This window comes from Halogranum roseipondis, assembly GCF_059695585.1.
This window is the reverse complement of sequence record NZ_CM185235.1, coordinates 422,936-445,636: the sequence shown is the minus strand read 5'-3', so window position 1 is coordinate 445,636 and position 22,701 is coordinate 422,936. Positions and strand designations below refer to the sequence as shown.

General features: G+C 66.5%; 21 protein-coding genes. 14 read left to right on the top strand and 7 right to left on the bottom strand.

What is annotated here, in order from left to right:
- Positions 1-107 precede the first annotated feature (107 nt).
- Positions 108-866, top strand: coding sequence for a proteasome assembly chaperone family protein (locus tag EOHIBHHM_RS02420; RefSeq protein ID WP_497254280.1), 759 nt, complete (start codon positions 108-110; stop codon positions 864-866).
- 75 nt (positions 867-941) lie between these two features.
- On the top strand, positions 942-1,853 hold the full coding sequence (locus EOHIBHHM_RS02415; RefSeq protein WP_497254278.1) for a mechanosensitive ion channel family protein: 912 nt from the start codon (positions 942-944) through the stop codon (positions 1,851-1,853).
- A gap of 145 nt (positions 1,854-1,998) precedes the next feature.
- Here EOHIBHHM_RS02415 and EOHIBHHM_RS02410 read toward each other — a convergent pair whose 3' ends face one another.
- Entirely contained in the window at positions 1,999-2,595 is a 597-nt protein-coding gene (locus tag EOHIBHHM_RS02410) for a DUF420 domain-containing protein (protein WP_497254276.1), read from the bottom strand.
- 120 nt (positions 2,596-2,715) lie between these two features.
- Between EOHIBHHM_RS02410 and EOHIBHHM_RS02405 the strand changes: the two genes are divergently transcribed.
- From EOHIBHHM_RS02405 to EOHIBHHM_RS02375, 7 genes are all read left to right on the top strand, one after another.
- A complete protein-coding gene (locus EOHIBHHM_RS02405) occupies positions 2,716-3,900 on the top strand; it encodes a threonine synthase (protein WP_497254274.1) in 1,185 nt (394 codons plus the stop codon).
- Between the two features lie 242 nt (positions 3,901-4,142).
- Positions 4,143-4,658: an Lrp/AsnC family transcriptional regulator gene (locus tag EOHIBHHM_RS02400; protein ID WP_497254272.1), complete on the top strand. Its 516-nt coding sequence runs from the start codon at positions 4,143-4,145 to the stop codon at positions 4,656-4,658.
- Between the two features lie 1,170 nt (positions 4,659-5,828).
- Positions 5,829-6,530 carry a metal-dependent transcriptional regulator gene (locus tag EOHIBHHM_RS02395; RefSeq protein ID WP_497254270.1) on the top strand — a complete coding sequence of 234 codons (702 nt, stop codon included), beginning with the start codon at positions 5,829-5,831 and terminating at the stop codon, positions 6,528-6,530.
- Entirely contained in the window at positions 6,527-7,237 is a 711-nt protein-coding gene (locus tag EOHIBHHM_RS02390; protein WP_497254268.1) for a TMEM165/GDT1 family protein, read from the top strand. The genes EOHIBHHM_RS02395 and EOHIBHHM_RS02390 overlap by 4 nt, the downstream gene beginning before the upstream one ends.
- A 58-nt stretch (positions 7,238-7,295) precedes the next feature.
- On the top strand, positions 7,296-8,000 hold the full coding sequence (locus tag EOHIBHHM_RS02385; protein ID WP_497254266.1) for a LysE family translocator: 705 nt from the start codon (positions 7,296-7,298) through the stop codon (positions 7,998-8,000).
- A gap of 41 nt (positions 8,001-8,041) precedes the next feature.
- Complete coding sequence (locus EOHIBHHM_RS02380; RefSeq protein ID WP_280141155.1) at positions 8,042-8,164, top strand: hypothetical protein; 123 nt, start codon at positions 8,042-8,044, stop codon at positions 8,162-8,164.
- 138 nt (positions 8,165-8,302) lie between these two features.
- A complete protein-coding gene (locus EOHIBHHM_RS02375) occupies positions 8,303-9,355 on the top strand; it encodes an NAD(P)-dependent glycerol-1-phosphate dehydrogenase (protein WP_497254264.1) in 1,053 nt (350 codons plus the stop codon).
- A gap of 9 nt (positions 9,356-9,364) precedes the next feature.
- Here the strand turns inward: EOHIBHHM_RS02375 and EOHIBHHM_RS02370 are convergent, their stop codons facing one another.
- Together EOHIBHHM_RS02370 and EOHIBHHM_RS02365 are read right to left on the bottom strand one after the other, a co-directional pair.
- Positions 9,365-9,913, bottom strand: coding sequence for an NUDIX hydrolase (locus EOHIBHHM_RS02370; RefSeq protein ID WP_497254262.1), 549 nt, complete (start codon positions 9,911-9,913; stop codon positions 9,365-9,367).
- 24 nt (positions 9,914-9,937) lie between these two features.
- Entirely contained in the window at positions 9,938-10,645 is a 708-nt protein-coding gene (locus tag EOHIBHHM_RS02365; protein WP_497254260.1) for a M48 family metallopeptidase, read from the bottom strand.
- Between the two features lie 127 nt (positions 10,646-10,772).
- Between EOHIBHHM_RS02365 and EOHIBHHM_RS02360 the strand changes: the two genes are divergently transcribed.
- Positions 10,773-12,050: an NAD(P)/FAD-dependent oxidoreductase gene (locus tag EOHIBHHM_RS02360; protein ID WP_497254258.1), complete on the top strand. Its 1,278-nt coding sequence runs from the start codon at positions 10,773-10,775 to the stop codon at positions 12,048-12,050.
- On the opposite strand, the gene EOHIBHHM_RS02355 is transcribed toward EOHIBHHM_RS02360, so the two are convergent.
- Entirely contained in the window at positions 12,034-12,810 is a 777-nt protein-coding gene (locus EOHIBHHM_RS02355) for a YihY/virulence factor BrkB family protein (protein WP_497254256.1), read from the bottom strand. The two genes, EOHIBHHM_RS02360 and EOHIBHHM_RS02355, sit on opposite strands and share 17 nt — an antisense overlap.
- 143 nt (positions 12,811-12,953) lie before the next feature.
- Between EOHIBHHM_RS02355 and EOHIBHHM_RS02350 the strand changes: the two genes are divergently transcribed.
- Positions 12,954-14,132, top strand: a complete 1,179-nt coding sequence (locus tag EOHIBHHM_RS02350) for an ABC transporter substrate-binding protein (RefSeq protein ID WP_497254254.1) — start codon at positions 12,954-12,956, stop codon at positions 14,130-14,132.
- 1 nt (position 14,133) lies between these two features.
- On the top strand, positions 14,134-15,123 hold the full coding sequence (locus tag EOHIBHHM_RS02345; protein ID WP_497254252.1) for an FAD-dependent monooxygenase: 990 nt from the start codon (positions 14,134-14,136) through the stop codon (positions 15,121-15,123).
- Between the two features lie 5 nt (positions 15,124-15,128).
- On the opposite strand, the gene pdhA is transcribed toward EOHIBHHM_RS02345, so the two are convergent.
- The gene (gene pdhA, locus EOHIBHHM_RS02340; protein ID WP_497254250.1) at positions 15,129-16,220 is read right to left on the bottom strand and encodes a pyruvate dehydrogenase (acetyl-transferring) E1 component subunit alpha; all 1,092 of its coding nucleotides are present in this window, start codon (positions 16,218-16,220) and stop codon (positions 15,129-15,131) included.
- A 96-nt stretch (positions 16,221-16,316) separates the two neighbouring features.
- Positions 16,317-17,357 (bottom strand): NAD(P)-dependent alcohol dehydrogenase, encoded by a 1,041-nt coding sequence (locus tag EOHIBHHM_RS02335; protein WP_497254248.1) that lies wholly within the window; start codon positions 17,355-17,357, stop codon positions 16,317-16,319.
- A 104-nt stretch (positions 17,358-17,461) separates the two neighbouring features.
- Here EOHIBHHM_RS02335 and EOHIBHHM_RS02330 point away from each other — a divergent pair, with 104 nt between their 5' ends.
- Together EOHIBHHM_RS02330 and EOHIBHHM_RS02325 are read left to right on the top strand one after the other, a co-directional pair.
- A complete protein-coding gene (locus EOHIBHHM_RS02330) occupies positions 17,462-18,523 on the top strand; it encodes an amidohydrolase family protein (protein ID WP_497254246.1) in 1,062 nt (353 codons plus the stop codon).
- The gene (locus tag EOHIBHHM_RS02325; protein ID WP_497254244.1) at positions 18,523-19,350 is read left to right on the top strand and encodes a metal-sulfur cluster assembly factor; all 828 of its coding nucleotides are present in this window, start codon (positions 18,523-18,525) and stop codon (positions 19,348-19,350) included. Before EOHIBHHM_RS02330 ends, EOHIBHHM_RS02325 begins: the two co-directional genes overlap by 1 nt.
- 67 nt (positions 19,351-19,417) lie before the next feature.
- Here the strand turns inward: EOHIBHHM_RS02325 and EOHIBHHM_RS02320 are convergent, their stop codons facing one another.
- Positions 19,418-22,690 (bottom strand): nitric-oxide reductase large subunit, encoded by a 3,273-nt coding sequence (locus EOHIBHHM_RS02320; RefSeq protein WP_497254242.1) that lies wholly within the window; start codon positions 22,688-22,690, stop codon positions 19,418-19,420.
- Positions 22,691-22,701 lie beyond the last annotated feature (11 nt).

The following is a 22,701-nucleotide window of genomic DNA, read 5'->3' as shown; positions in this document are numbered from 1 at the left end:
ACCGTCGGTGGGACGCGTTCTCTCGTCCGTCAGACCGATGAGCGACGGCGCTCTCGCGGAGGCCAGTCTTCAAACTTATTAAGACAGCAGGTCCCGAGGGTACGAACATGGAAGACATCGAGATCGACGAACTCGCCGATCCGGAACTCGACGACCCGGTCTTCATCGAGGGGTTGCCGGGCGTCGGCCACGTGGGAAAACTCGCTGCGGAGTATCTGCTTGAGGAGTTCGACGCCGAACTCGTCCGCCGCGTCTACGCCGACGAGTTCCCGCCGCAGGTCAACATCGACGAGGACGGCGTCGCCGAACTCACCTGCGCGGAGTTTCACGCCGTGGACGTCGACGGCACCGACCTGCTCGTGCTCACGGGCGACCACCAGGCACAGTCGAACGAGGGACACTACCACCTCACCGACGTCTTCCTCGACGTCGCCGAGGAGTTCGGTGCGACCCGCGCGTTCGCCCTCGGGGGCGTCCCGACCGGCGAACTCATCGAGGAGTACACCGTCCTCGGCGCGGTGACCGAGGCGTCGCTCGTCGACGACCTCGAGGAGGCCGACGTCGAGTTCCGCGAGGACGAACCCGCGGGCGGCATCGTCGGCGTCAGCGGTCTCGTACTCGGACTCGGCGGCCGTCGCGGCTTCGAGGCGGCCTGTCTGATGGGCGAGACCAGCGGCTACCTCGTCGACCCCAAGAGCGCCCGCGCCGTGCTGGAGGTGCTCGAGGCGGTCGTCGGCTTCGAGGTCGACTACGCCGGACTGGAGGAGCGCGCCGAGGAGATGGAGGAGGTCGTCGGGAAGATCCAGGAGATGCAGAACCAACAGCAGGGGATGCCGACCGGCGACGATCTGCGGTACATCGGGTAGCCCACTCGGCGGTGTCGCCCGCCGTCTCCGTCTCGGCGACCGGACTTTTGTGACTGCTGGACGTGCGTAGGGTACATGCGTCACTACCTCGGGACCCTCCCTCGAGCGGGGGCTGCCGTCGTCACTCCCGGTCCGGAGGCCCTCGCAGACTACTGGCCGACTGTCGTTCGCGCGGCGTGGTTCGCCGCGGGTCTCCTCGTCGTACTGTTGCTCGGGTTGTACGTCGTCGAGCCGCTCCTCGCTCGGGCCGTCCGCAACCGGAACCGCAACAACCCTACGCTCCAGGAGGCCGTCTCGCGATACTTTCAACTGGTCGTCCTCGTCATCGCCGTCTACGTCGGTGCCGGCGTCGCCGGCTACAGCAGTTTTCTGACGAACTCCGCGCTCGTCGTCGCCGCCGCCACCCTCGCGGTCGGCGTCGCGGCGCAGACGGTCATCGGGTCGCTCATCAGCGGGTTGGTGCTCGTCGCCGACCCGGAGTTCAACGTCGGCGACTACGTCCAGTGGACCGACGGCGAAGGGACGGTTCGGTCCATCACGCTCCGGGTCACGCGCGTCCAGACGCCGAGTGGCGCGCTGGTGACGGTGCCGAACACGGTGTTGACGGGACAGCACATCACTCGCCCCTACCGACACGGCCGCCATCAGGTCGTCGAACGGGTCCAGTTCGCCTACGACGACGACGAGGCGGCGGCGTTGCATCATCTCACACAGGCTGCCGTCGAGACGGAACACGTCCTCGACGCCCCGGACCCGAGCGCCTACGTCGAGGAGTTTGGGAGCGACGCCGTCGTCGCCCGCGTCCACTACTGGATCGACAACCCGATCCGGCGCGACGTGCTCGGGGTCCGGTCGGCCTACCTGCAGTCGGCGAAGGCCCGCTTCGAAGCGGCCGGGCTCACCATCAGCCCGGCCTCGAAGCGCGACCTGGAGGGTCGGATCGACGTCGAGACGACCGACGCCGACGTCGACGTGCGGGGGGAGTGACGCCAGCGGCGCCGTGAGCGGCGACTCGCCGGAGGATGGTTCTGCGCTCGCGAGAACACTTGAAAACCGCTGTCGGAAGACGCGAGCATCCGAGGGCGACCGAGTCTCCGGCGTTCGAGTCCGGGCGATGACGTCTCTGTCTGTCTCAGGCGGCGAACTCGTAGCTGTACATCCAGTTGAGCATGACGTAGGTGACGACGCCGAGCGAGAGCGACAGGATCCACGACCCCGCCGCGATGCGACCGATCCGCTTGTGCGGCGTCTCGGTTCGGAGCTCCGCCGGCGTGTGAGTGATACCGAGGATGAGGGCGTAGAGCACCACAGGGACGGCGACGATCGAGAGGACGATGTGGATCGCGAGCATCGCCAGATAGGCGTAGTACACCAGCTGTGGTGCGCCGACCATCTCCTTCGTCCCGCCGCCGCCGATCTTCGTGAGGTAGAGCACGAGAAACACGAGGATGAGGCCGAACGCCGACGCCATCGCGGCGGCGTGTTTCTCCACCTCGTCGTTCCGGATCCACCGCCACCCCAGAATCAGGAGCACCGTCGCGACGGTGTTGACGCCGGCGATGGCGTGCGAGAGGAGGTTCACCTGCTGGAGCGAGAGGTCCGGGAACACCGACTGGGGGACGAGACCGGCGAACGTGCCGAGCACGAGTCCGTAACCGACGACCGAGAGCACCGCCGTCGCCGCTGCCGGATGCTCCCTCATCGGACCGCTGACGCTGGCTGTAGCCATAGCTCGAAGTTGGGAACGACCCGATATGTCGTTTCGGATTCCGGGCCGGGTTTCGAGGGTCGCTCGCGAACGCGGAACGGAGACGGGAAGCGATTAGTCGTTCGCGTCGAAGCCTCACGTATGAACACGACGGAGGCGTTCGCCGGACTCGACTGTACGGACTGCGGGGCGACGTTCGACGCGACCGAACCCGGGCGCTGTCCCGACTGCGGTGGGCCGCTCGATGCGACCTACGACTACGACGCCGTCGAGGTCGACCGAGAGGCGCTCTCGGCGCGACCCCACGAGGGGCTGTGGCGGTTCGACGCGCTGCTCCCGTTCCCGGCGTCGACGGCGATCTCGACCGCCGAAGGGGCGACGCCGCTCGTCGAGGCCCCGCGGTTCACCGACGAACTCGCCGTCGGGCGCGTCGTCGTCAAGGACGACGGACGGAACCCGACCGGGACGACGCTCGACCGCGGCTTCTCCGTGGCGATGACCGCAGCCGCACAGTCGAACGCCGAGGACGTCACTATCGCCTCGCCGGGCAACGGGGCACAGTCGCTGGCGGCGTACGCCGGACGGGCGAACGTGCGCCACCACTCCTTCGTCCCGTCGCGGTCGACGTTCCACAACAAGGCGATGACGAACGTCCACGGCGGCGACATGCGGGTCGTCGGCGGCCGGTACCCGGACGCCGTCGAAGAGAAGACCGAAGACGTGCTCGACGGCTGGCTCGACCTCCAAGAGTTCACGACGCCGTACCGCCACGAGGGCGTGAAGACGCTCGCCTACGAGGTCGCGGCGGGGCTCGACTGGGAGGTCCCCGACGCCGTCGTCGTCCCGACGGGGACCGGTGAGGTGCTCGTCGGCGTCGAGAAGGGCTTTCGCGAACTCCAGCGACTGGGACTCGTCGACGACGTGCCGCGACTCGTCGCCGCCCAACCGGAGGGCTGCGCCCCCATTGCGACGGCGTGGGAGCGCGGTCTCGACGCGCCCGAACCGTGGTCCGGCCCGGACACCATCTGCGGCGAACTGGAGATCACCGACCCCGCCGGCGGCGAACTCGCGCTCCGGGCGCTCGCCGAGACCGACGGCACCGCCGTCACCGTCGCCGACGACGACGCGCTGGAGAGCGCGTACTCGGCCGCCCGTTACGAGGGCGTCGAGATGGGAGCCAACGCCGGCGTCGCCGCCGCGGGTGCGTGGAAGCTCGCCGACGAGGGCGAGTTCGCCCCGGACGCGACGGTCGTGCTCCTCAACACCGAGGCGGGCGGCAAGAGTTCGGACCTGCTGCGGAGTCACCTGATGGGACAGGGGATCTGATAGCGATTGGCGGAAGTCTTCGTACACTTCGAGGTCACACGCTTCCTCCCTGCTGAAATCGGCGTGCTGAATAGCGGGCGCGAGTCGGTCACTACTCTCCTGGCGGCTGACGAAGAGCGAGATTGTTTGATTTGTTGAGGTTCCTACGAGAGAATCCTCGGTCACGTTCCGCAAACGTGGGGTCACGAGAGATTCGTCCGGTGAGAAACACGTTTAGTACCTCTCACGACGTCATTCACATTATGGGACGAGAGTTGGACGACGTGGACCGGAGTATCCTCTACTTGCTCCAGAAGGACGCGCGTAACACGACAGCACAGGAGATCGCCGACAAGGCTGGTGTCTCAGCTAGTACCGTTCGCAATCGAATTGACCAACTTGAAGCGGACGGCATCATCAAAGGCTACCATCCGGAGATCGACTACGAAGCGGCCAATCTCCCCTTGCAACTGACATTTATTGTCACTGTCCCACCTAAAGAGATCAAAACACACTCCGAGAAGATTCGGTCGGTTCAGGGTGTTATCGACGTCCGCGAGATGCTCACGGGACGTCGCAATCTCCATGTAGATGTCGTGGGGACGAGCACGGGTGACATCACTCGAATCACCGATGCGATCCACGACGCTGGTGTGGAGATCGAGAGTTCAGAGATGGTGAGACAGCACCACGTCCAGCCGTTCAATCACTTCTTCTTACAAGGGACTGACAAGGTAAGTGCGTCCGAGGATGACCAAGTGGATAAAGACCCCTCGTGACGTGTGAGAGAGTCGTTTGGTTCCGGAATCCACAGGAATAGAGGGGTAGAATTGGCATACCCACATTAGCTTTTCCGAAATCCGGAGTGATAGGGGCCCTTATCTGTGAAAACACGAATTGGTCAGATAGTGTGGCCAACACGGTTATCCGCCGGAGAGGAGACTCTACTTACCGAAAGAGCGGAGCGGGTTGGACGGACTGTTCGCAAGCCCACATGTGGCAGCGCCGAAAAATCACGACCAAACATGGACGACTTCTCAGAGAGAACATGACCCCTAGAGATACGACACAGAATGGCGAGAGAGCACAATCTTGGAGTGACGAATTACCCCCTCCTCAAACTGAGGACGGACACTACCTCTGTTATCGGGAGTGCGAGGACGAGACGCCGTGTCAGAGAATCACACACTCTCCTCGGAGCGCCTGTTATCAGCACTTCGACCAACCTCCGATGGAGACAGAACAAGAGGGGGATAGTCGAACCGAGAGACATGGTATCTGACACGATTTATAGATGTAGTGATGGGAACTATTATGGAGGCGTCGACTTGTGGAGTCGCTTCGAATCAGGCGTTTGGAAACCCTGTTGGTGGGATACGAACTCCATGGAGGAGTGGGTAGAGACACACCGAGGAGAGTTACTCGTTCTTGTCCCGATCTCCCGCAGTTCGTTGCCTGAGGAAGTCCAAACCGAATGCGTTACCGGAGGCATCAGTGTCTCTCATTCCGGTGGGGAAGCAGAGTAGCCCGGTCGAAAGGAAGGAGAACCTGCTCGATACAACTCTCGCTTCAGAAGTCCCCACCCCGAATCTCGGACATCTCTCTCGACTCGTCGAAAACGAAGAGGAGGTGTTCGACTGACGCACACAGTTACGCAGTTGTCGGCACCTCGATCGACTCCTCTCTCCGACGGTCGTGTCACATGCAGGCCACCTATCGCCTGTTTCAATCAGTTCTATCGGAATCGGATGCACTCTCCGTGCTGGACTCACCCTCTCTATTCAGCCCCCATCCTGACAATCCGCCGAGATGATACCTGGTGACTGTCTGAACCCTCTTGTCGACCCTGACGAACGGTGGTCGCGCGGCGACACAGCGACGGGAGAGACGGCCGCCGCACGGCACTTCGACCCATCAACTATTTGCGTTCGACGCGTCTAATTCGAGACATGCTGAGCGACGTGATGGAGGACTACCTGAAGGCGATCTACACTTTGCAGGGCGAACACGGACCGCCCGTCTCGACGTCGGACATCGCCGACTATCTCGACAAGACGCCGCCGACCGTGACCAGCATGCTCGGAAAGCTCGAGGAGCGAGGGCTGGTCGACCGCGAGAAGTACAAGGGCGTCGAACTGACCCCCGAGGGGGAGACGGTCGCACTCGAGGTGCTTCGCCACCACCGGCTCCTGGAGGCGTATCTCACGGAGCATCTCGACTACTCGTGGAGCGAGGTCCACGACGAGGCGGACACGCTCGAACACCACATCAGCGAGGAGTTCGAGCGCCGCGTCGCCGACCTGCTCGACAACCCGACGGTCGATCCGCACGGCGACCCGATTCCGGGTGCCGACCTCGAACCGCTGGAACAGGACGATACGACGCGTCTCAGCGACCACGACGTCGGCGAGCGGGTCGTCGTCGCTCGTGTCAGCGACCGCGACGAGGAGGAGTTGGAGTATCTCGAAGCCGCCGGTGTCACCCCGGGGACGACGCTCGAAATCGTCGATATCGCGCCGTTCGGGATGGTGACCGTCCACGTCGGCGAGACGACGCGCGAACAGAGCCTCCCCGAGGCGGTCGCTCAATCGATCCGTGTCAGATCGCCACGGGCCGACGAGACGGCACAGACGGGTGCTAACGGCGCGTGACCGGCTTCGCCGAGATCGTCGTCGTCGCCTTCGTCGCGCAACTCGCCGTCCTCCCGGGCGAGAAAGTCCAGTTCATCATCGCTGGCCTGTCGACGCGGTACAACCCGCTCGTCGTCGTCAGCGCCGCCGGTGCCGCCTTCGCCGGATGGACCGCCCTCGAGATCTGGTTCGGACAGGCGCTGAAGTCCGCACTCCCGCCTCTCGTCCTCGACGGCATCTCCGTCGTCCTGTTCAGCGTGTTCGCCGTCCTGCTCTGGCGTTCCGCTCCCAACCAGCACGCCACGCCCGAGGACGTCGCCACGGAGACCGACGGCGGGTTGGCGGCGTCGCCCGACGTCGACCTGCCGACGGTGGCGGGGTACGACCTGTCGTCGGCGTTCGGCGGCTTCCTGCCCATCTTCGTCATGATGGCGGTCGGCGAGTTCGGCGACAAGACCCAACTCGTCACCATCGGACTCGCCGTCCAGTACGGTGCGACCCCGGCCATCTGGGTCGGCGAGATGCTCGCCATCGTCCCGGTGAGCCTCGCGAACGCGTACCTCTTTCACCGGTTCTCCCATCGGTTCGACGTCCGGCGGGCCCACCAGTTCGCGGCGGGGCTGTTCGCCTTCTTCGCCGTCGACACGCTGCTCGCCATCCTCACCGGGTTCTCCGTGTGGGAGACAGTCGTGGGTACCGTCTCCGATGCGGTACTCGCGGTGATGTGAGGCGGCGAGACACAGTACCGAGTCGTTTTTCACGGTTCCTGTCGTTCCGAACACGTACATGGTCGGACTACTCGGGTCGGCGGTGGCCGGCGTCGTCTTCGGACTCGCGCTGGCGGCTCCGCCCGGACCGATGAACGCCGTCATCGCCGAGGAGAGCGTCGTCCGTGGCTGGAACGCCGGGTTCCGCGCGGGACTCGGTGCGTTCACCGCCGACGCGACGTTCTTCGTCCTCGCCTTCCTCGGCGTCGTCGCCTTCGTCGAGCAGTTCCCGACGTTGCAGGCCGTCATGGTGGGCGTCGGCGGCCTGCTCATGCTGTACTTCGCCTACGGGGCCGCACAGGAAGTCGAAGGGTCGTTCCGCCCCGACGGCGGCCGACCCGACGGACGGAGCGACGGCGGCGTCGACGACAGTACGGGCTTTCGGAAGGCGTTCGTGCTCGCGCTGACGAACCCCTACCAGATCCTGTTCTGGCTCACCATCGGCGTGGGACTGCTCGAACCCGGCCGCGTCGACGTACTCGCGGAGACGCCCTACGTCGGTTCGGAACTCGCGGGACTACTCGTCGTCCAGACGGGGAGTCCGGCGCTCATCGCCGGCTTCTTCGCCGGCATCCTGCTCTGGGCGAGCGGCTTCCCGGCGGCACTCGTCACCGCCGAACGGCGCGTGGAGTCGTTCGCTCCCGCCGTCGCTGCCCTGAGCGCACTGGTGCTCGGCGGGTTCGGCGTGCTGTTCCTCTGGGACGCGGTGACGACGTTCGTCTGACCGACCGACACGCTCTTGTGGTGTGATACCGAGTGTCATCTATGAGCTCGCTGTTCCGACGACTGTTCAGAGTCATCCGCATCGCCGACGACATCAGGAGCATCCTGCGTGCGTTCAAACTGCTGCGGAAGGCGATCCGGAAGCTCGGGCGGCCGACGCTGTAGCTGGATCGCCGGATCGGATCGTCCGGGCGGTCGTCTGTGATCGTCCGGGCGACCGTCTCCGGCCCGTTCGCACGCGGGACCGACGAGCCGACGGCGACGACGGGAAAGGGTTTCAACGCCCGCACGAGAGTTCCGACTATGTTCGACAAAACGACGTGGATCAAACTCCCGCGGAACGTCCTCGTGGGCCACGGCGTCCTCGACCAGTTGGGCGAGGCGGTCGACGAGTTGTATCTCACCGGGCGGCCGCTGGTCGTCACCAGTCCGACGCCGAACGACCTGGCGGGCGACCACGTGAGAGAGCAGTTCGCGGACGCCGACCCCGCAACCGTCGTCGTCGAGACGGCGAGTTTCGAGTCCATCGAGCGCGTCATCGACACCGCGGAACGCGAGGACGCCGGCTTCCTCGTCGCGCTCGGCGGCGGCAAACCGATCGACATCGCGAAGATGGCCTCCGACCATCTGAACCTCGGGTTCGTCGCAGTACCGACGGCCGCGAGCCACGACGGCATCGTCTCCGGGCGGTCGTCGATTCCGGAGGGTGACAGCCGCCACAGCGTCGCCGCCGACCCGCCGCTGGCCGTCGTCGCCGACACCGAGATCCTCGCGAAGGCCCCGTGGGAGCTGACCACCGCCGGCTGTGCGGACATCATCTCGAACTACACCGCCGTCAAGGACTGGCGACTCGCCAACCGCCTGAAGAACGTCGAGTACTCCGAGTACGCCGGCGCGCTGTCTGAACTCACGGCGGAGATGCTCGTCGACAGCGCCGACTCCATCAAGAAGGGCCACGAGGAGTCGGCGTGGATCGTCGTCAAGGCGCTCGTCTCCTCGGGCGTCGCGATGTCCATCGCGGGGTCCTCGCGGCCGGCCAGCGGGGCCGAACATCTCTTCTCGCACCAGCTCGATCGCATCGCTCCCGGCGAGGCCATCCACGGCCACCAGGTCGGCGTCGGCTCGATCATGACGGAGTACCTCCACACCGGCGCGAAGGGGCAGTGGGCGGACATCCGCGACGCGCTGGCGCGCATCGACGCGCCGACGACGGCCGCGGAGTTGGGGATCGCGGACGAGGTGGTCGTCGAGGCGCTGACGACGGCACACGCGATCCGCGACCGCTACACCATCCTCGGCGACGGCATCACTGAGGAGGCGGCCGTCGAAGTGGCGACGCGGACGGGCGTCATCTGAGGCGGCCGCTCAGAGCGGGAACGCAGCGAGCTCCGGATACAGGAGCACCTCGGGCAGTTCGGTCACCCACTTCGCCGCCGCGATCTCCCCGTCGCGCGGACGGAGCTCACCGCCCTCGTACGTCGCTTCGAAGACGACGATGAGGCGGTAGAGTGGGTCGTACTCGTCGCCGCTCCCCCACTCGTCGCTGTCTGTTTCGCAGACGGTCTCGACGACGTGCGCCTGCACGACGCCGTCGAGAGTACAGTCGACGCCCGCCTCCTCGCGGGTCTCTCGCCGTGCCGTCTCCTCCAGACTCTCGCCCGGTTCGTGCTTCCCACCGGGGTCGGACCACGACCGCTCGCCCTCGTGGCGAACCATCACCGCTCGACCCTCGTCGTCTCGGACCCACGCGCCCGCGCCGCCGACGGTTCCGGCCTCGAACCGCTCGCGAGTGGCCTCGTAGGCGTCGACGTCGACGGTCCACGTCTTCTCGACGAGTTCGAACTCGCCGTACTCCCCACGGAGTCGAGCGAGTTCGTCGTCGACAGCACGGCGGGTACGCCGGGTGAGTGTCATACCGGACGCTCTCGTGTCGGTCACTTAGGGCTCCGGGTACGGAGAGTCGGTACTACCTCGTCGCGTCGACATCGCCGAGCGCAGTCGGTCGACACGTACGCGGAGCGTCGGATGGCGGGCGAGCAGTCGTCGCACTCTCGACTCGTCCCGTCGGAGGTAGCCCGCCCCATCCAGTCGGTCGAGCGCGTCCGCGAGCGCCGCGCCGTCGGCGTGGTGGGCGACGTAGTCGTCAGCGTCGAACTCGGTCCAGCGCGAGGTAGCGAAGGAGGCGAGCGTGAGTGGGACGACCAGGAGGAGGCCGCCGAGGAACGCGCCGGCGACGTCAGCGCTGACCGCCGCGGCCCAGGCGACGACGAACGCGGTCGGCAGCCCGAGGCGTGGGAAGACGTGGTAGCGACGGAGGTGGCCGACTTCGTGCGCGACGACGCCCGCGAGTTCGACCGGGGTGAGCAGATCGAGGAGTTGCTCGGTCACGCAGACGTACCGGTGGCCGGGGACGACACCGACGGCGAAGGCGGTCGGCACTCCCTCGGGGCGGGCGACGACGCGGACGCAGTCGACGGGGACGCCGCAGGCGGCGAGCGCCCGCCGCTCGGACGGCGAGAGTCGGCGGACGCCGACCGACGCCGTGAGAAGCGACGGGCCGGCGACGACGCCGACCACGCCGAGGACGATGAGCGCCGTGAGGTACGGCCAGTCTCGGAGGAACGTCTCGACTGCGGCGAGGAGCATCGTCCGGTGGATACCGACCGTCCCGTTGTAGTCTTTCTGTGCGTTCGACCGTCGGTCGCGGCCGCGCGTGACCCGCGAGTCTGCCGTTTCCCGCCGAGTTTAGTAGGCCGCGTCCGAAGGGGTGGCTATGCAGGACGAATCCGTCGTCGTGGTCGGTGCCGGACTCGCAGGGCTCGTCGCCGCTCGACGACTCGCGGCCGCCGACGTCGACGTGACGGTGTGTGAGCGCCGCGACGAGGTCGGCGGTCGGGTGCGGACGGAGCGTCGCGACGGCTACCGTCTCGACCGCGGGTTCCAGGTGCTGTTCACCGCCTACCCGATGGTACGGGCCGAGTTGGACCTCGAGGCGCTCAACCTCCGGCGGTTCAAACCCGGCGCGATCATCGCTCGACCCGGCGAACGGTCCGTCCTCTCGGACCCGCTTCGGGACCCGGGGGCGCTCCTCTCGTCGCTCCGGACCGACGAGGTGACGACGAGCGACAAACTGCGGACGCTCGCGCTTCGGCAGCACGTCACCGCGAAGCGGGAAGACGAGTTCTTCACTGGACGCGACGCGACCATCCGCGAGTACCTCAAGGAGTGGGGGTTCTCCCGCGACTACGTCGAGCACTTCGTCGCCCCCTTCTACGGCGGGATCACGCTCGATCGGTCGCTGTCGACGTCGAAGCACGTCTTCGAGTACACGTTCGGTGCACTCTCGGAGGGAGAGATCGCTGTTCCGGCCGAGGGGATGCAGGCCATCCCCGAGCAGTTGGCCGACACCGCCCGCGAGGCGGGTGCAGCGCTCCGACTGGGCGAACCGGTCGAGGCGGTCGACGACGACGGCGACGGCGTGACGGTGACGACCAGCGAGGAAGTCATCGAGGCGGACGCCGTCGTCGTCGCGGCCGACCCGAAGCGAGCGCGGGAGTTGACCGGCGTCGACGCCATCCCGACCGAAGCGCGAAGCTGTGTCACGCAGCACTATCGGCTCCCGGCGAGAGAAGCACCCGACACGGGGAAACGGCTCCTGCTCAACGCCGGCGACGAGTCGCCGAACACCGTGGTCAACGTGACCGCGGTCGCCCCCGAGTACGCGCCCGGCGACACCGACCTCCTGAACGCGACGTTCCTCGGGGAGGAGCCGCAGGACGTCCCCGCCGAGGAGCTCGAAGCCCGGACTCGTAACGCACTCGAGTCGTGGTACCCCGAGCGAACGTTCGAGGCGTTGGAACGAGTCGAGACCCACCGTATCCCGTTCGCGCAGTTTGCCCAACCGCCGGGCGTCTTCGACGACCTCCCGGACACCCGCGCCGCCGGTGGCCGCGTCTACCTCGCGGGCGACTACGTCCGGTGGTCGTCGATTCAGGGAGCGATGCGGAGCGGTCGCGACGCCGCCGAGGCGCTCGTCACCGACCTGTTCTGAACGCGACGAGTTCGGCGTTGACGACGATGCCGGTGAGGAGGGCCGACGTCGCCAGATAGAGGCTCGTGAGCACGATGACGATCCCACTCAGCACACCGTAGATCGCGTACTGCCCGGCGTTGACGGAGTAGAAGTGGAGGAAGGTGTGAAGCACGGTCCAGGCCAACGCGGTGACGACCGCACCGGGGAGCGCCGCCGTCGGCGACGTCACCGCTCGCGACGGGACGTAGTACAGCGGGACGAACGTGACCGCGAGCGTGAGCCACAGCCCGAGGAACGCCGCGACTTCGACGGCGAGGCCGGCAGGCGGCAGAGTAAAGAGGATGCTCGTCGCGACGATCGCGACCGCCGCCAGCCCGGTGCTCCCGAGGATGACGACGGCGTCGCGGAGCCACCCTCTCAGACCTCTCTCCTCGTCCCCCTCGATCCGGTCGACGACCGTCCGGACGTCGCCGACGAAGTTCGCACTGCTCCACCCGATGACGAGGACGGCCAGCAGTCCCGCCCCGGTTCGACCGTTCGCCGTCGTCACCGACTGGTAGACCAACTCCCGCACCGGCGGCGTCAGAAACTGCGGTGCAGTCCGCGACAGTTCCACCGCGAGTCGTTCGCCGACGACGGCGAACACGAGCATCAAGAGCGGGACGAACGAGACGAACGCGTAGTAGGCGAGCGCGGCCGCCGGATACCGTATCTTCTTCTCGATGGCGGTCCGGGCGACGGCCGCGAGAACGCTGACGCCCCCGGCGAATCTGGTCATGCCGGCGCTTCGTCCTCGTGGCTGAAATATCCCAGATAGTCCAGTCGACGGAGCTTTCGGGCAGTCCCCCTTTCCACGACGATGGAATTTAGGCCAGCCAAAAAACCGAAACCGCTTTAGTGTTTTAGGCGAGCCAAAATCTCATGGAGCACGACGAGCGGGAGACCGCGACGGCGGGTAGACGAGCGTATCTGAGGTACGGAGCAGTCGTCTGCGGCGGGCTGCTCGCTGGTTGTACCGGGAGCAGTTCGACCGGTTCGGAGGCGTCCGAGACGGGGACGTCCTCGACGACGTCGACCACGCAGACCGGGAGCGGCGACAGCGAAGACGGGACGTACACCGTCTCGATGGAACCGGTCGGCGAGGTCACCTTCGAGGAGGTTCCGGAGACGTGGGTCGCGAACAACGGCAGTTGGGCGGACATGGGCGTCGCGCTGGGGCTCGAACCGCCGAAGGCCGTCTGGCTCACCGACCGATACCACACCCAGTACTACGACGAGATCGACGGCGTCTCGGTCGACAAGAGCGACATGGTCTCGCTGTATCAGGACGGCGTCAGCAAGGAACTGTTCTACGAACTCGACGCCGACGTCCACGTGATGGACCCGAACTTCCTGTTGAACCGGTTCGAGGGGTGGAAGCGGGCCGACGTCGACGAGATCGCGGAACGGGTCGGACCGCTGTTCGGCAACTGCATCTACGCTCAACACTATCCGTGGCACGAGAGCTATCGGTACTACAGTCTCTACGAGGGGTTCGAGAAACTCGCACAGGTCTTCCAGCGTACCGACCGCTACGAGGCGTTCTCGACACTTCACGAGGAGTTCCAGTCGAACGTCGAGTCGGTCGTCCCCGCCGAGGACGAACGTCCCGCCGTCGCCGTCCTCTGGGGCGTCGGCGACCAGCCGGAGGAGTTCTACCCCTACGTCGTCGGCGACGGCACCGGGTTCAAGCATCTGACCGACCTCGGCGTCACCGACGCGCTGGCGAACTCCGACGTCGAGGACTTCCACGGCAGTCGCGCGGCTATCGACCTGGAGACGGTGCTCGAAGTCGACCCCGGGGTACTCATGCTTCGCGGCTACGAGTCGATGTCCCGCGAGGAGTTCCGGCGGACGGTGGTCGCATCCCTGGAGAACCACGAGACGGCGAGCGCGCTCACCGCCGTCGAGAACGGCGACGTCTACCGCGCTGGCGGTCTCTACCAGGGACCGATCACGAATCTCGTGCTCACCCAGCGCACCGCGGAACGGCTCTACGACGTCGAGGAACCGCTCTACGACGGCCAGCGCGTCGCCGACGTCGTCGCCGGGGAGTTCTGAGATGGCGTCCGAGAACGACGAGGTCGAACCGACCGACGAGGTCGGTACTGACTCCGGCCGCGACGGCGACACCGACTACGACGTCGTCGTCGTCGGCGGCGGTCCCTCGGGCTGTTCTGCGGCCGTGTTCACCGGGCGCTACGGACTCGACACCGTCGTCTTCGACCGCGGGAAGGCCGCCCTCGAGCGCGCCGCGTACGTCGAGAACTACCTCGGCTTCCCCGCGGGCGTCGGCACCGACACGCTCTACGGGCTGATGCACGACCACGTCGCCGAGGCGGGGGGTGAGTACGTCGCCGACCTCGTCGAGTCGGTCGAACGGCGTGTGACTGGTGACGAGAACGAGGAGACTCGCGGGTTCGTCGTCGAGACGCAGGAGGGCCGAACCGTGACGACGCAGTACGTCGTCGCGGCGTCGTGGTACGACGGCGAGTATCTCCGACCGCTCGGCGGCGACGCGATGTTCGAGAGACACGACCACGGGGAGGGGGAACGCGAACAGTTCGACCCCGACTACGCCGCCGACGACGGCCGGACGCCGATCGACGGCCTCTACGTCGTCGCCCCGGCCGGCGAGCGCAACGCACAGGCGATCGTCGCCGCCGGGCAGGGTGCCTACGTCGCTCGGTGTCTGCTCGAAGACCACCGACACGCCCAGGGGTATCCCGACGGGGTCGACAGCTACTACGACTGGATCCGACCGGACGCGGAGTTCGCGGGCGAGTGGGGCGACCGCGACCGCTGGCGCGAGTGGTTTCACGGCCGCATCCCCGACGAGTACGCCGCCAGCGACGAGCGGGTGGCCGAACTGCGAGAACGGTACATCGACCGCGCGTTCGAGACGAAACTCACCGAGGAGCAGGTCGAGCGGCGGGAGCGACGGGGCCAGCGGCGACTGCTCGACCACCTGGACGACGATCTGATTCTCGAACGTGCCCGCGAACTCGAAGCGGGCCGACCGAGAGACGACACAGTCGACACGACCGACTGACCGACCTACTCCCGCAGGAACGCCTCGTCGCCGTGTCGCTCGCGCAACCGGCGCAGTTCGTCGCGCTGTGCTTCGAGATGCGCAGGCAACTCCGCGTAGGTGTACTCGAACATGTCGTCGGGGTCCGGTTCGAGGTCCTCGATAGTGGCGAGGACGTCGGCGACGTGCTCGCGAACCTCCGTCTCGATAGCGTCGACACGGTCGTCGTCGAGACGACCCGTCTCGCGGAGGAACCTCTCCAGTCGCCGAATCGGGTCCCACCGTCTCCACTCGTCGATCTCGGCGTCGTCGCGGTAGGCGGTCGGGTCGTCTGCGGTGGTGTGCGCGCCGTAGCGGTACTGGACGGCCTCGACGAGCGTCGGCCGCGGCGCGTCGCTCTCGCCGTCCCGCGCTCGGTCGACCGCCTCCCTCGTCACTTGGTACGTCGCCAGCGGGTCCATCCCGTCGACGCGGACCCCCTCGAAGCCGTAGGCGGTCGCCTTCTCGGCGAACGTCGCGCTCGCGGTCTGCTTCTCGGTCGGAACCGAGATGGCCCACTGGTTGTTGTGACAGAGGAAGACGCTCGGCGTGTCGAAGACGCCCGCGAAGTTCAACCCCTCGTGGAAGTCGCCCTCGCTCGTCGCGCCGTCGCCGAAGTGACAGAGGAACGCCTTCGACTCGCCTTTCAGTTTCGACGCCCACGCCATCCCGACTGCGTGAGGAATGTGGTCGGCGATGGTGATGTTGAGCGGGAAGACGTTGGCGTCGGCGATGTCGGCGTTGCCCTGCTCGTACCCGACCCAGTAGGGGAGGTACGCCTCCAGCGCGTCGCGGACGACGACCGCGCCGTGCTCGCGGTACTGATACAGGATCCAGTCTCGCTCCTCGAGCGCGTACGTCGACCCGATCTGTGACCCTTCCTGTCCAGCGAGCGGGGCGTACGTGCCGATTCGGCCCTGTCGTTGGAGGCTGACCGCCCGTTCGTCGAAGTGCCGCGAGAGTCGCATATCCCGATACATCCCGACCAACTGCTCGTCCGACAGCGCCGGGTCCTCCCGGCCGTCGACGAGGTGGCCGTCGGCGTCGAGCACCCGGACGAGACCGTCGTCCATGTCCATGCACCAGACTCTCACGCACGTCCCCAAAGTTCCACGCGTCGGAGCAACCGCTGCAGATCGATTGAAAAAACGGGAAGAGGGTGTCGTCGTCGCTGTCTACGGCGTGATGACGGCGCGACCTTCGATCTCGCCGTGTTCGAGTCGTTCGGCGACGGTGTTGATGTCGTCTAAGTCGTAGCGGCTCGTCCGCAGTTCGACGTCGCCCCGGTCGACGAGCGCGACGAGTTCCTGCAGTTCGGGATAGCGCCCGACGAGCGTCCCCTTGTAGGCGAACTCGCCGTTGACGAGCGACTGGGAGGGTTCGTGGACGTGACCGCCGTAGCCGACGATGTGGTGGTCGCCGCCGCCGGCGACGATGTCCGGCGCGAGCGCCGTCGTCTCGTCGCGCCCGACGAAGTCGATTACCTGCTGGGCACCCGTGCCGTCGGTGATATCGTCGACCACGCTGGCGACGTCCTCCGAGGAGGGGTCGACCGTGTGGTGTGCGCCGAGTTCCTCGGCGAGCTCCCGAGCCTCCTCCTTGATGTCGAGGGCGGTGATGGTCGTCGCGCTCGTCGCGTCGAGACACTGCAGGCCGATGTGGCCCAGCCCGCCGACGCCGATGACGACGGCGTGGTCGCCGGGGTTGAGCTGTCTCGTCGCCTTCTTCACCGCGTGGTAGGCCGTGATGCCGGCGTCGGCGTGCGGCGCGATGTCGGTCGTATCGACGCCGTCGGGGAGTTTGATCACCGACCGCTCGGCGGTCAGGAGTTCCTCGGCGAACCCGCCGTCCGTCGTGAGGCCGGGGAACGAGAGGTTCTCACAGTGCATGTCCTCGCCGAGTCGGCAGGGACGACACTTCCCGCAGGTCATCACTGGGTGGCAGATGACCTTGTCACCTTCCTCGACGAGCGTCACCTCCTCGCCCGTCTCGACGACGGTGCCGGCGTTCTCGTGGCCGAGCGTCATCGGGAGCGTCTGCTCGACGTAGTCGGTCCACATCCCCTCGACGATGTGGTTGTCCGTCTGGCACCAGCCCGCACCCTCTACCTCGACGACGACGCCGTCCGAGCGTGTGATCTCCGGGCGGTCGACGTCGTCGATCGACAGTGCGTGTGACATATCCTCGGTGTACTCGTGGAGTCTCGCAGCTTGCATGGTGTGCTACTAGTCAGCAAAGCACGACTAAACGGTTAGGAAACAGGAAAATTGATGAAGGATTACGAAAAATCATTAATGATACGGGCTACCACAGATCTACCATGTACCGACACAAGGGCGAAGACGTGTTCGTCGTCGACGGACACGTCCACCACTGGGACGCGAGCAAAGAGAACGTCAAGAGCGAGGGCGGCGAGCAGTTCATCCAGTGTTTCTACGACTACCACACCGGGTTCACGCCCGAAGAGAGACAGTGGACGCTGGAGGAGTACCGGAAGTACGACACCGACCGGATGGTGGAGGATCTGTTCGGTAGCGGCTACGTCGACGTCGCGATCACGCAACCGACGCACCTCCACGAGTTCTACCACGAGGGGTTCAACACCGTCGACACCAACGCCGAGCTCGCCGAGCAGTATCCCGACCGGTTCATCGCCAACGGGCGGTTCGACCCCCGTGAGGGGGAGGCCGGGCTGAAGGAACTCGAACGGCAGAAGGAGGAGTACGACGTCACGGGGGTGAAGCTCTACACCGCCGAGTGGCGCGGCGACTCGAAGGGGTGGCGACTGGACTCCGAGGAGTCCTTCGAGTTCCTCCAGAAGTGCGTCGACCTCGGCATCGAGAACGTCCACCCCCACAAGGGGCCGACGATCCGCCCGCTGAACAAAGACGCCTTCGATGTCGCCGACGTCGACGACGCGGCCACCTCCTTCCCCGAACTCAACTTCGTCGTCGAGCACATCGGACTCCCCCGACTGGACGACTTCTGCTGGATCGCCGCTCAGGAGCCGAACGTCTACGGCGGTCTCGCCGTCGCGGCCCCGTTCGCGGAGGTGCGCCCGAAGAAGTTCGGCGAGATCATGGGCGAACTGCTGTTCTGGCTCGGCGAGGACCGCATCCTCTTCGGCAGCGACTACGCCATCTGGGAACCCGAGTGGCTCGTCGAGGCGGTGATGAACGCCGAACTCACACCCGAACAACGGCAGGAGTACGGCGTCGAGTTCGACCTCGAGACGAAGAAGAAGGTGATGGGGCAGAACGCGGCCGAACTGTACGACATCGACATCCCGGAGCGCGCGGACACGCTGCAGGACGACGCCATCAGCCAGCAGTTCGGCCTCACTGGGGGCGACATCGGCCCCGAGGAGGGGGCTGCAGACTGATGGACGGAGCCGTCACGCCCGTCACGGAGGAGGCCGTCCGGTCTCGTCTCGACCGCGTCACCGACCCCGAACTCGACCGATCTATCGTCGCGCTCGGCTACGTCGAGTCGGTCGCTATCGACCTTCCCGAGGTTCACGTGACGTTCAGCCTGCCGACCGCGTGGTGTTCGCCCGCCTTCGCGTGGATGATGGCGACCGACGCTCGCCGCGAGGTCGAGACGCTCGCGGGCGTCGACCGCGCCGTCGTCGAACTCCGCGACCACATGCACGACGCGGAGATCAACCGCGGCGTCAACGAGGGACTGTCGTTCGAGGCGAGCTTCCCCGACGCGGACGGCGAGGTCGACGACGTCCGGCGGGAACTCGACGAGAAGGCGCTGCTGTCGCGACAGTACGACGCCGTCTCGACGCTGCTCGACGCCGGGCTGACGCCCGAACAGGTCACCCGGCTGACGCCCGCCCGACTGGGACTCGACTCGGCGGCGGACGATCCGAAGGCGGCCGCAGACGACGCATCCGACGCACCCGACACGGCGACCGTGTTCGTCCGCGAGGGCGCCGTCGGCGTCACCGTCCCGCTGGACCCGGTCCGCTCGTATCTCGCCAAGGCCCGCCCGCTCGGCGTCGTCACCGACTCCGAGGAGCCGCTGTTCCGGTCGCCCGATGGCGACCTGCTCACGACGGAGAACTTCGAGCGCGTCCACCACCGGACGCGACTGACGGCGACGAACATGGACGGACAGGGCGGCATCTGTGCGTACCTCCACGAGGCACGGCAGGGGCGAGACGGCGACGCCGACCCGGTCGAGGCGGAGTTCCCCTCCTGACGTTCTCGTCTGCCCGAGCCACGGAGGCTCGACCCGCTCACGTCGAAAAAAACGGACTGGAGGACGGTTACCCGGTCACTCGCTGCTCTCGTCGCGCGGCGAGGAGGTGACGGACCGCCCCGACGGTGAAGGCCAGAGCACCGAGGATCATCGGAGTGTCACCCAGCGTCCGAGCCCACAACAGCGTCTGGACGTGGTCCTGTTCGTAGAACTCGAGACTCCGCGCCGCAGCGTAGCCGTCCTGGAAGGCAGTCTGTAGCTGGAGGAAGCCGAGCGGTAACAGCGACACGAAGGTCATCACTGCCAGTCCGACGTTCGTCAGCCAGAACGCACCGCGGAACCAGCCGGGTTCCCACGCCGCCTCGGGGGTGACGACCCGGAGAACGTACGTACCGAGCCCGAGCGCGAGCAGGCCGAACGCGCCGAAGGTGGCCGCGTGGCCGTGCGCGACGGTCAGGTAGGTCCCGTGTTCGTAGTAGTTGATCACGGGCAAGTTGATGAAGAAGCCGAGCACGCCGCCGCCGACGAAGTTCCAGACGCTCGACCCGACGATGAACAACAGCGGGAGGGTGTAGGGGAACGACTCGCCTTGCGCTTGCAGCGTGCGGTACTCGCCGAAGCTCTGATAGAGGATGAACAGCAGTGGGACGAACTCGAGCGTCGAGAACGTCGTTCCGATCGGCACCCAGACGTCGGGGAGACCGACCCACCAGTAGTGGTGGGAGACGCCGACGATCCCGGCCCCCATGATGGCGAACACCTCGAAGAGGATCGCCTTCTCGGCGTCTCCCTGCTCGAGAAGCTCCATCGAGACCAGTGCGACCGAGACGACGGCGGTGACGAAGAACTCGAAGACGCCCTCGACCCACATGTGGACGACCCACCACCGCCAGAACTCCGTGACGGCGATGTTGGTGTCGGGGGTGTAGAGCATGCTCGCGGCGAACATCAGTGCGATCGAGCCACCCGCGTAGGTCATGAAGTGGCCGAGGCCGGTCGGCGGTTCGTCCATCAGGCGAACGCTCCGTAACACGAGTCCCGTCCAGCCGACGAAGCCGACGAGCAACAGCACTTTCCACAGTCGGCCGACCTCGAGATACTCCAGTCCCTCGGAGCCGAGCAGCCACCAGAGTTCGCTCTCGGCGGGCGAGTCGAACGCTCCCTGCGAACTGAGCCAGACGCCCGCGAACGCACCGACGGTCGTCGCGACGAGGACGGCGAGCAGTCCGGTCGCGGCCGCGGCCTGCAGGGGCGGGTCGCGGTCGGTGAACAACCCGGGAAGGAAGAGCCCACCGGCGAGCCACAGCGCCGTGATCCAGAGGATGGCGAGGTTGATGTGCCAGGCGCGGCCCACCGAGAACGGCAGCAGCGAGACGACGTCGACCCCCAACACGTCGCCGACGCCGTAGAACCCGGTCCGCTCGACGTAGTAGTGAGCCAGCAACGCGCCGACGAGGGTCTGGGCGACGAACAGCGCACCGGCGACGGGGACGTACCACGCCGCGGCGTACTGGGTCGGCGTGACCGACACCGAATCCGGTGAGGGGACGTCGACGACCTCGGTCGCCGGTTCGGCGAAGTCGAACGCGTGGTAGGCCCATGCGCCCGCGCCGCCGCCGGCGATGAGCAGGACCATGCTGATCGTGCTCCAGACGAGCACCTGTCCAGTCGGTCGGTTCCCGGTCCCCGGGACGTAGGGCCAGTCGTTCGTGTAAGAGTGATCCGAGTCGGGACGGTCGGTGTGAGCCATCCACGCCGTCCAGCACGCGAAGTCGGCGATCCGTTCGGCTTGCTCGGCCGAGTCGACGAACCCCTCCGGAACGCCGCGGTCTGGGTCGCCACCGTGGTAGCGGTCGACGTACTCCTCGCGGATCCGTCGGTGTGCGTACGCCTCGGCCGCCGAGTAGCGAGCGAACGGTCCCTCGGGGGCGTCGGTGTCGAACTCCTGTTCGACCCGATCCGCGACGGCCGCTCGCTCGTCCGCATCGAGATCTTCTACGGAGTCGACGCCCCGCTCGTGAGCGTAGTACTCGCGGATGTACTCGGCTTTCAGCTCCAGCGCGTCCGCAGTCAGATCGACGCCGAAGTACGAGCCGTTGCCCAGGATCGAACCGTGGTTCATCAGGCCGTTGGCCTGGAACGCCTTCTTCCCCAGTCGTATCTGGTCGGCCGTGACGACTGTCTCCCCGTCAGGGTCGCGTATCTCTTCGGGGATCGGCGGCGCCTTCTCCCGGGAGAGCCACGCGCCGACGCTCATCGCGACGAGGTTGGCGACGAACAGCGCGACGAGTGCCTTCGCTCCCGTCGACCTCGACCGAAGCGACGGGAGTTCGACGCCGCCCGCGTCGGCAGCTGTCAGCGAACTCGAGAGTAGTTCGAGGAGTCGCCACCCGAGGGCACCGTCACCGAGACTGTCCCCGCTCTCTCCCACCCCCGAGACCAGGAGCGGGAGCAACCGGGCGAGTGCCCGCCCGTCTCCGACGCCGTCCGAGACGAGCGTCGCCGCCAGTGCCGCTGCAGTCGCCACCGAGGCGGACCCCGCAGTCGCGTCCGGGTCGGTACCGCTGGAACCCGCAGCGAGACCCGGTTCCGGTAGGACCGTCGGGTCGACGTCCGCGCTCTGAGTGCGCCCAGCCGTCGATCCCGACCCGGCCCGTGACTCCTCGAGCACTGGCGAGAACTCGTCGACTGCCCGTTCGAGCGCCCGGGCGACGGCGACGGCGTCTCGACTCAGCACGTCCTCGAGGACTCGATTCGGCGATCGGTCCGTCTCGAGATCCAGCGTCGCACAGAACTCCGCGTACGCGTCCGCAGACGCGTCGGCGACGGCAGTCGCCGTGTCGCTCGAACGTGTCTGCGAACCCGGTTTCGACGCGGACTCCTCGGCGTCGCCGGCGACGTGTTCGAGCAACGCTTCGGCCGTGAGGTCGGCCTCGGAAGCGGCCCGACCGCGGATCGCTGCCAGCGTCTCCTCGTCCAGCCGCGTCGCGTCGAGTCGGTACCGACGCAGGAACGTCTCGAGCCCCCGGTCCGAGGTCGCGTCGCGATCCGCCTCGCGTCGTGTGCGGAGGTCGTCGGTGGAGCGACCGACGACGCGTCTGCACGCTTCGTCGGCCACACGACCGAGGATTCGGTCACGAAGTTCGTCACCGGAGTTCGACCGATCGGAGAGTTCGTCTCTCCCCTCGTCGACGGCGGCGGCGACCTGCTCGCCGGCGACCCGACGAACCTGTGTCGAGGCGGTGGCGACGAACTCCCTTCCGTTTTTGAGACGTGCAGCGGCGGATTCCAGTCGATCGGTTCCACTCGCGTCGTCGAGTATCGTGTTCACGAGACCCATGGTTCATGAGA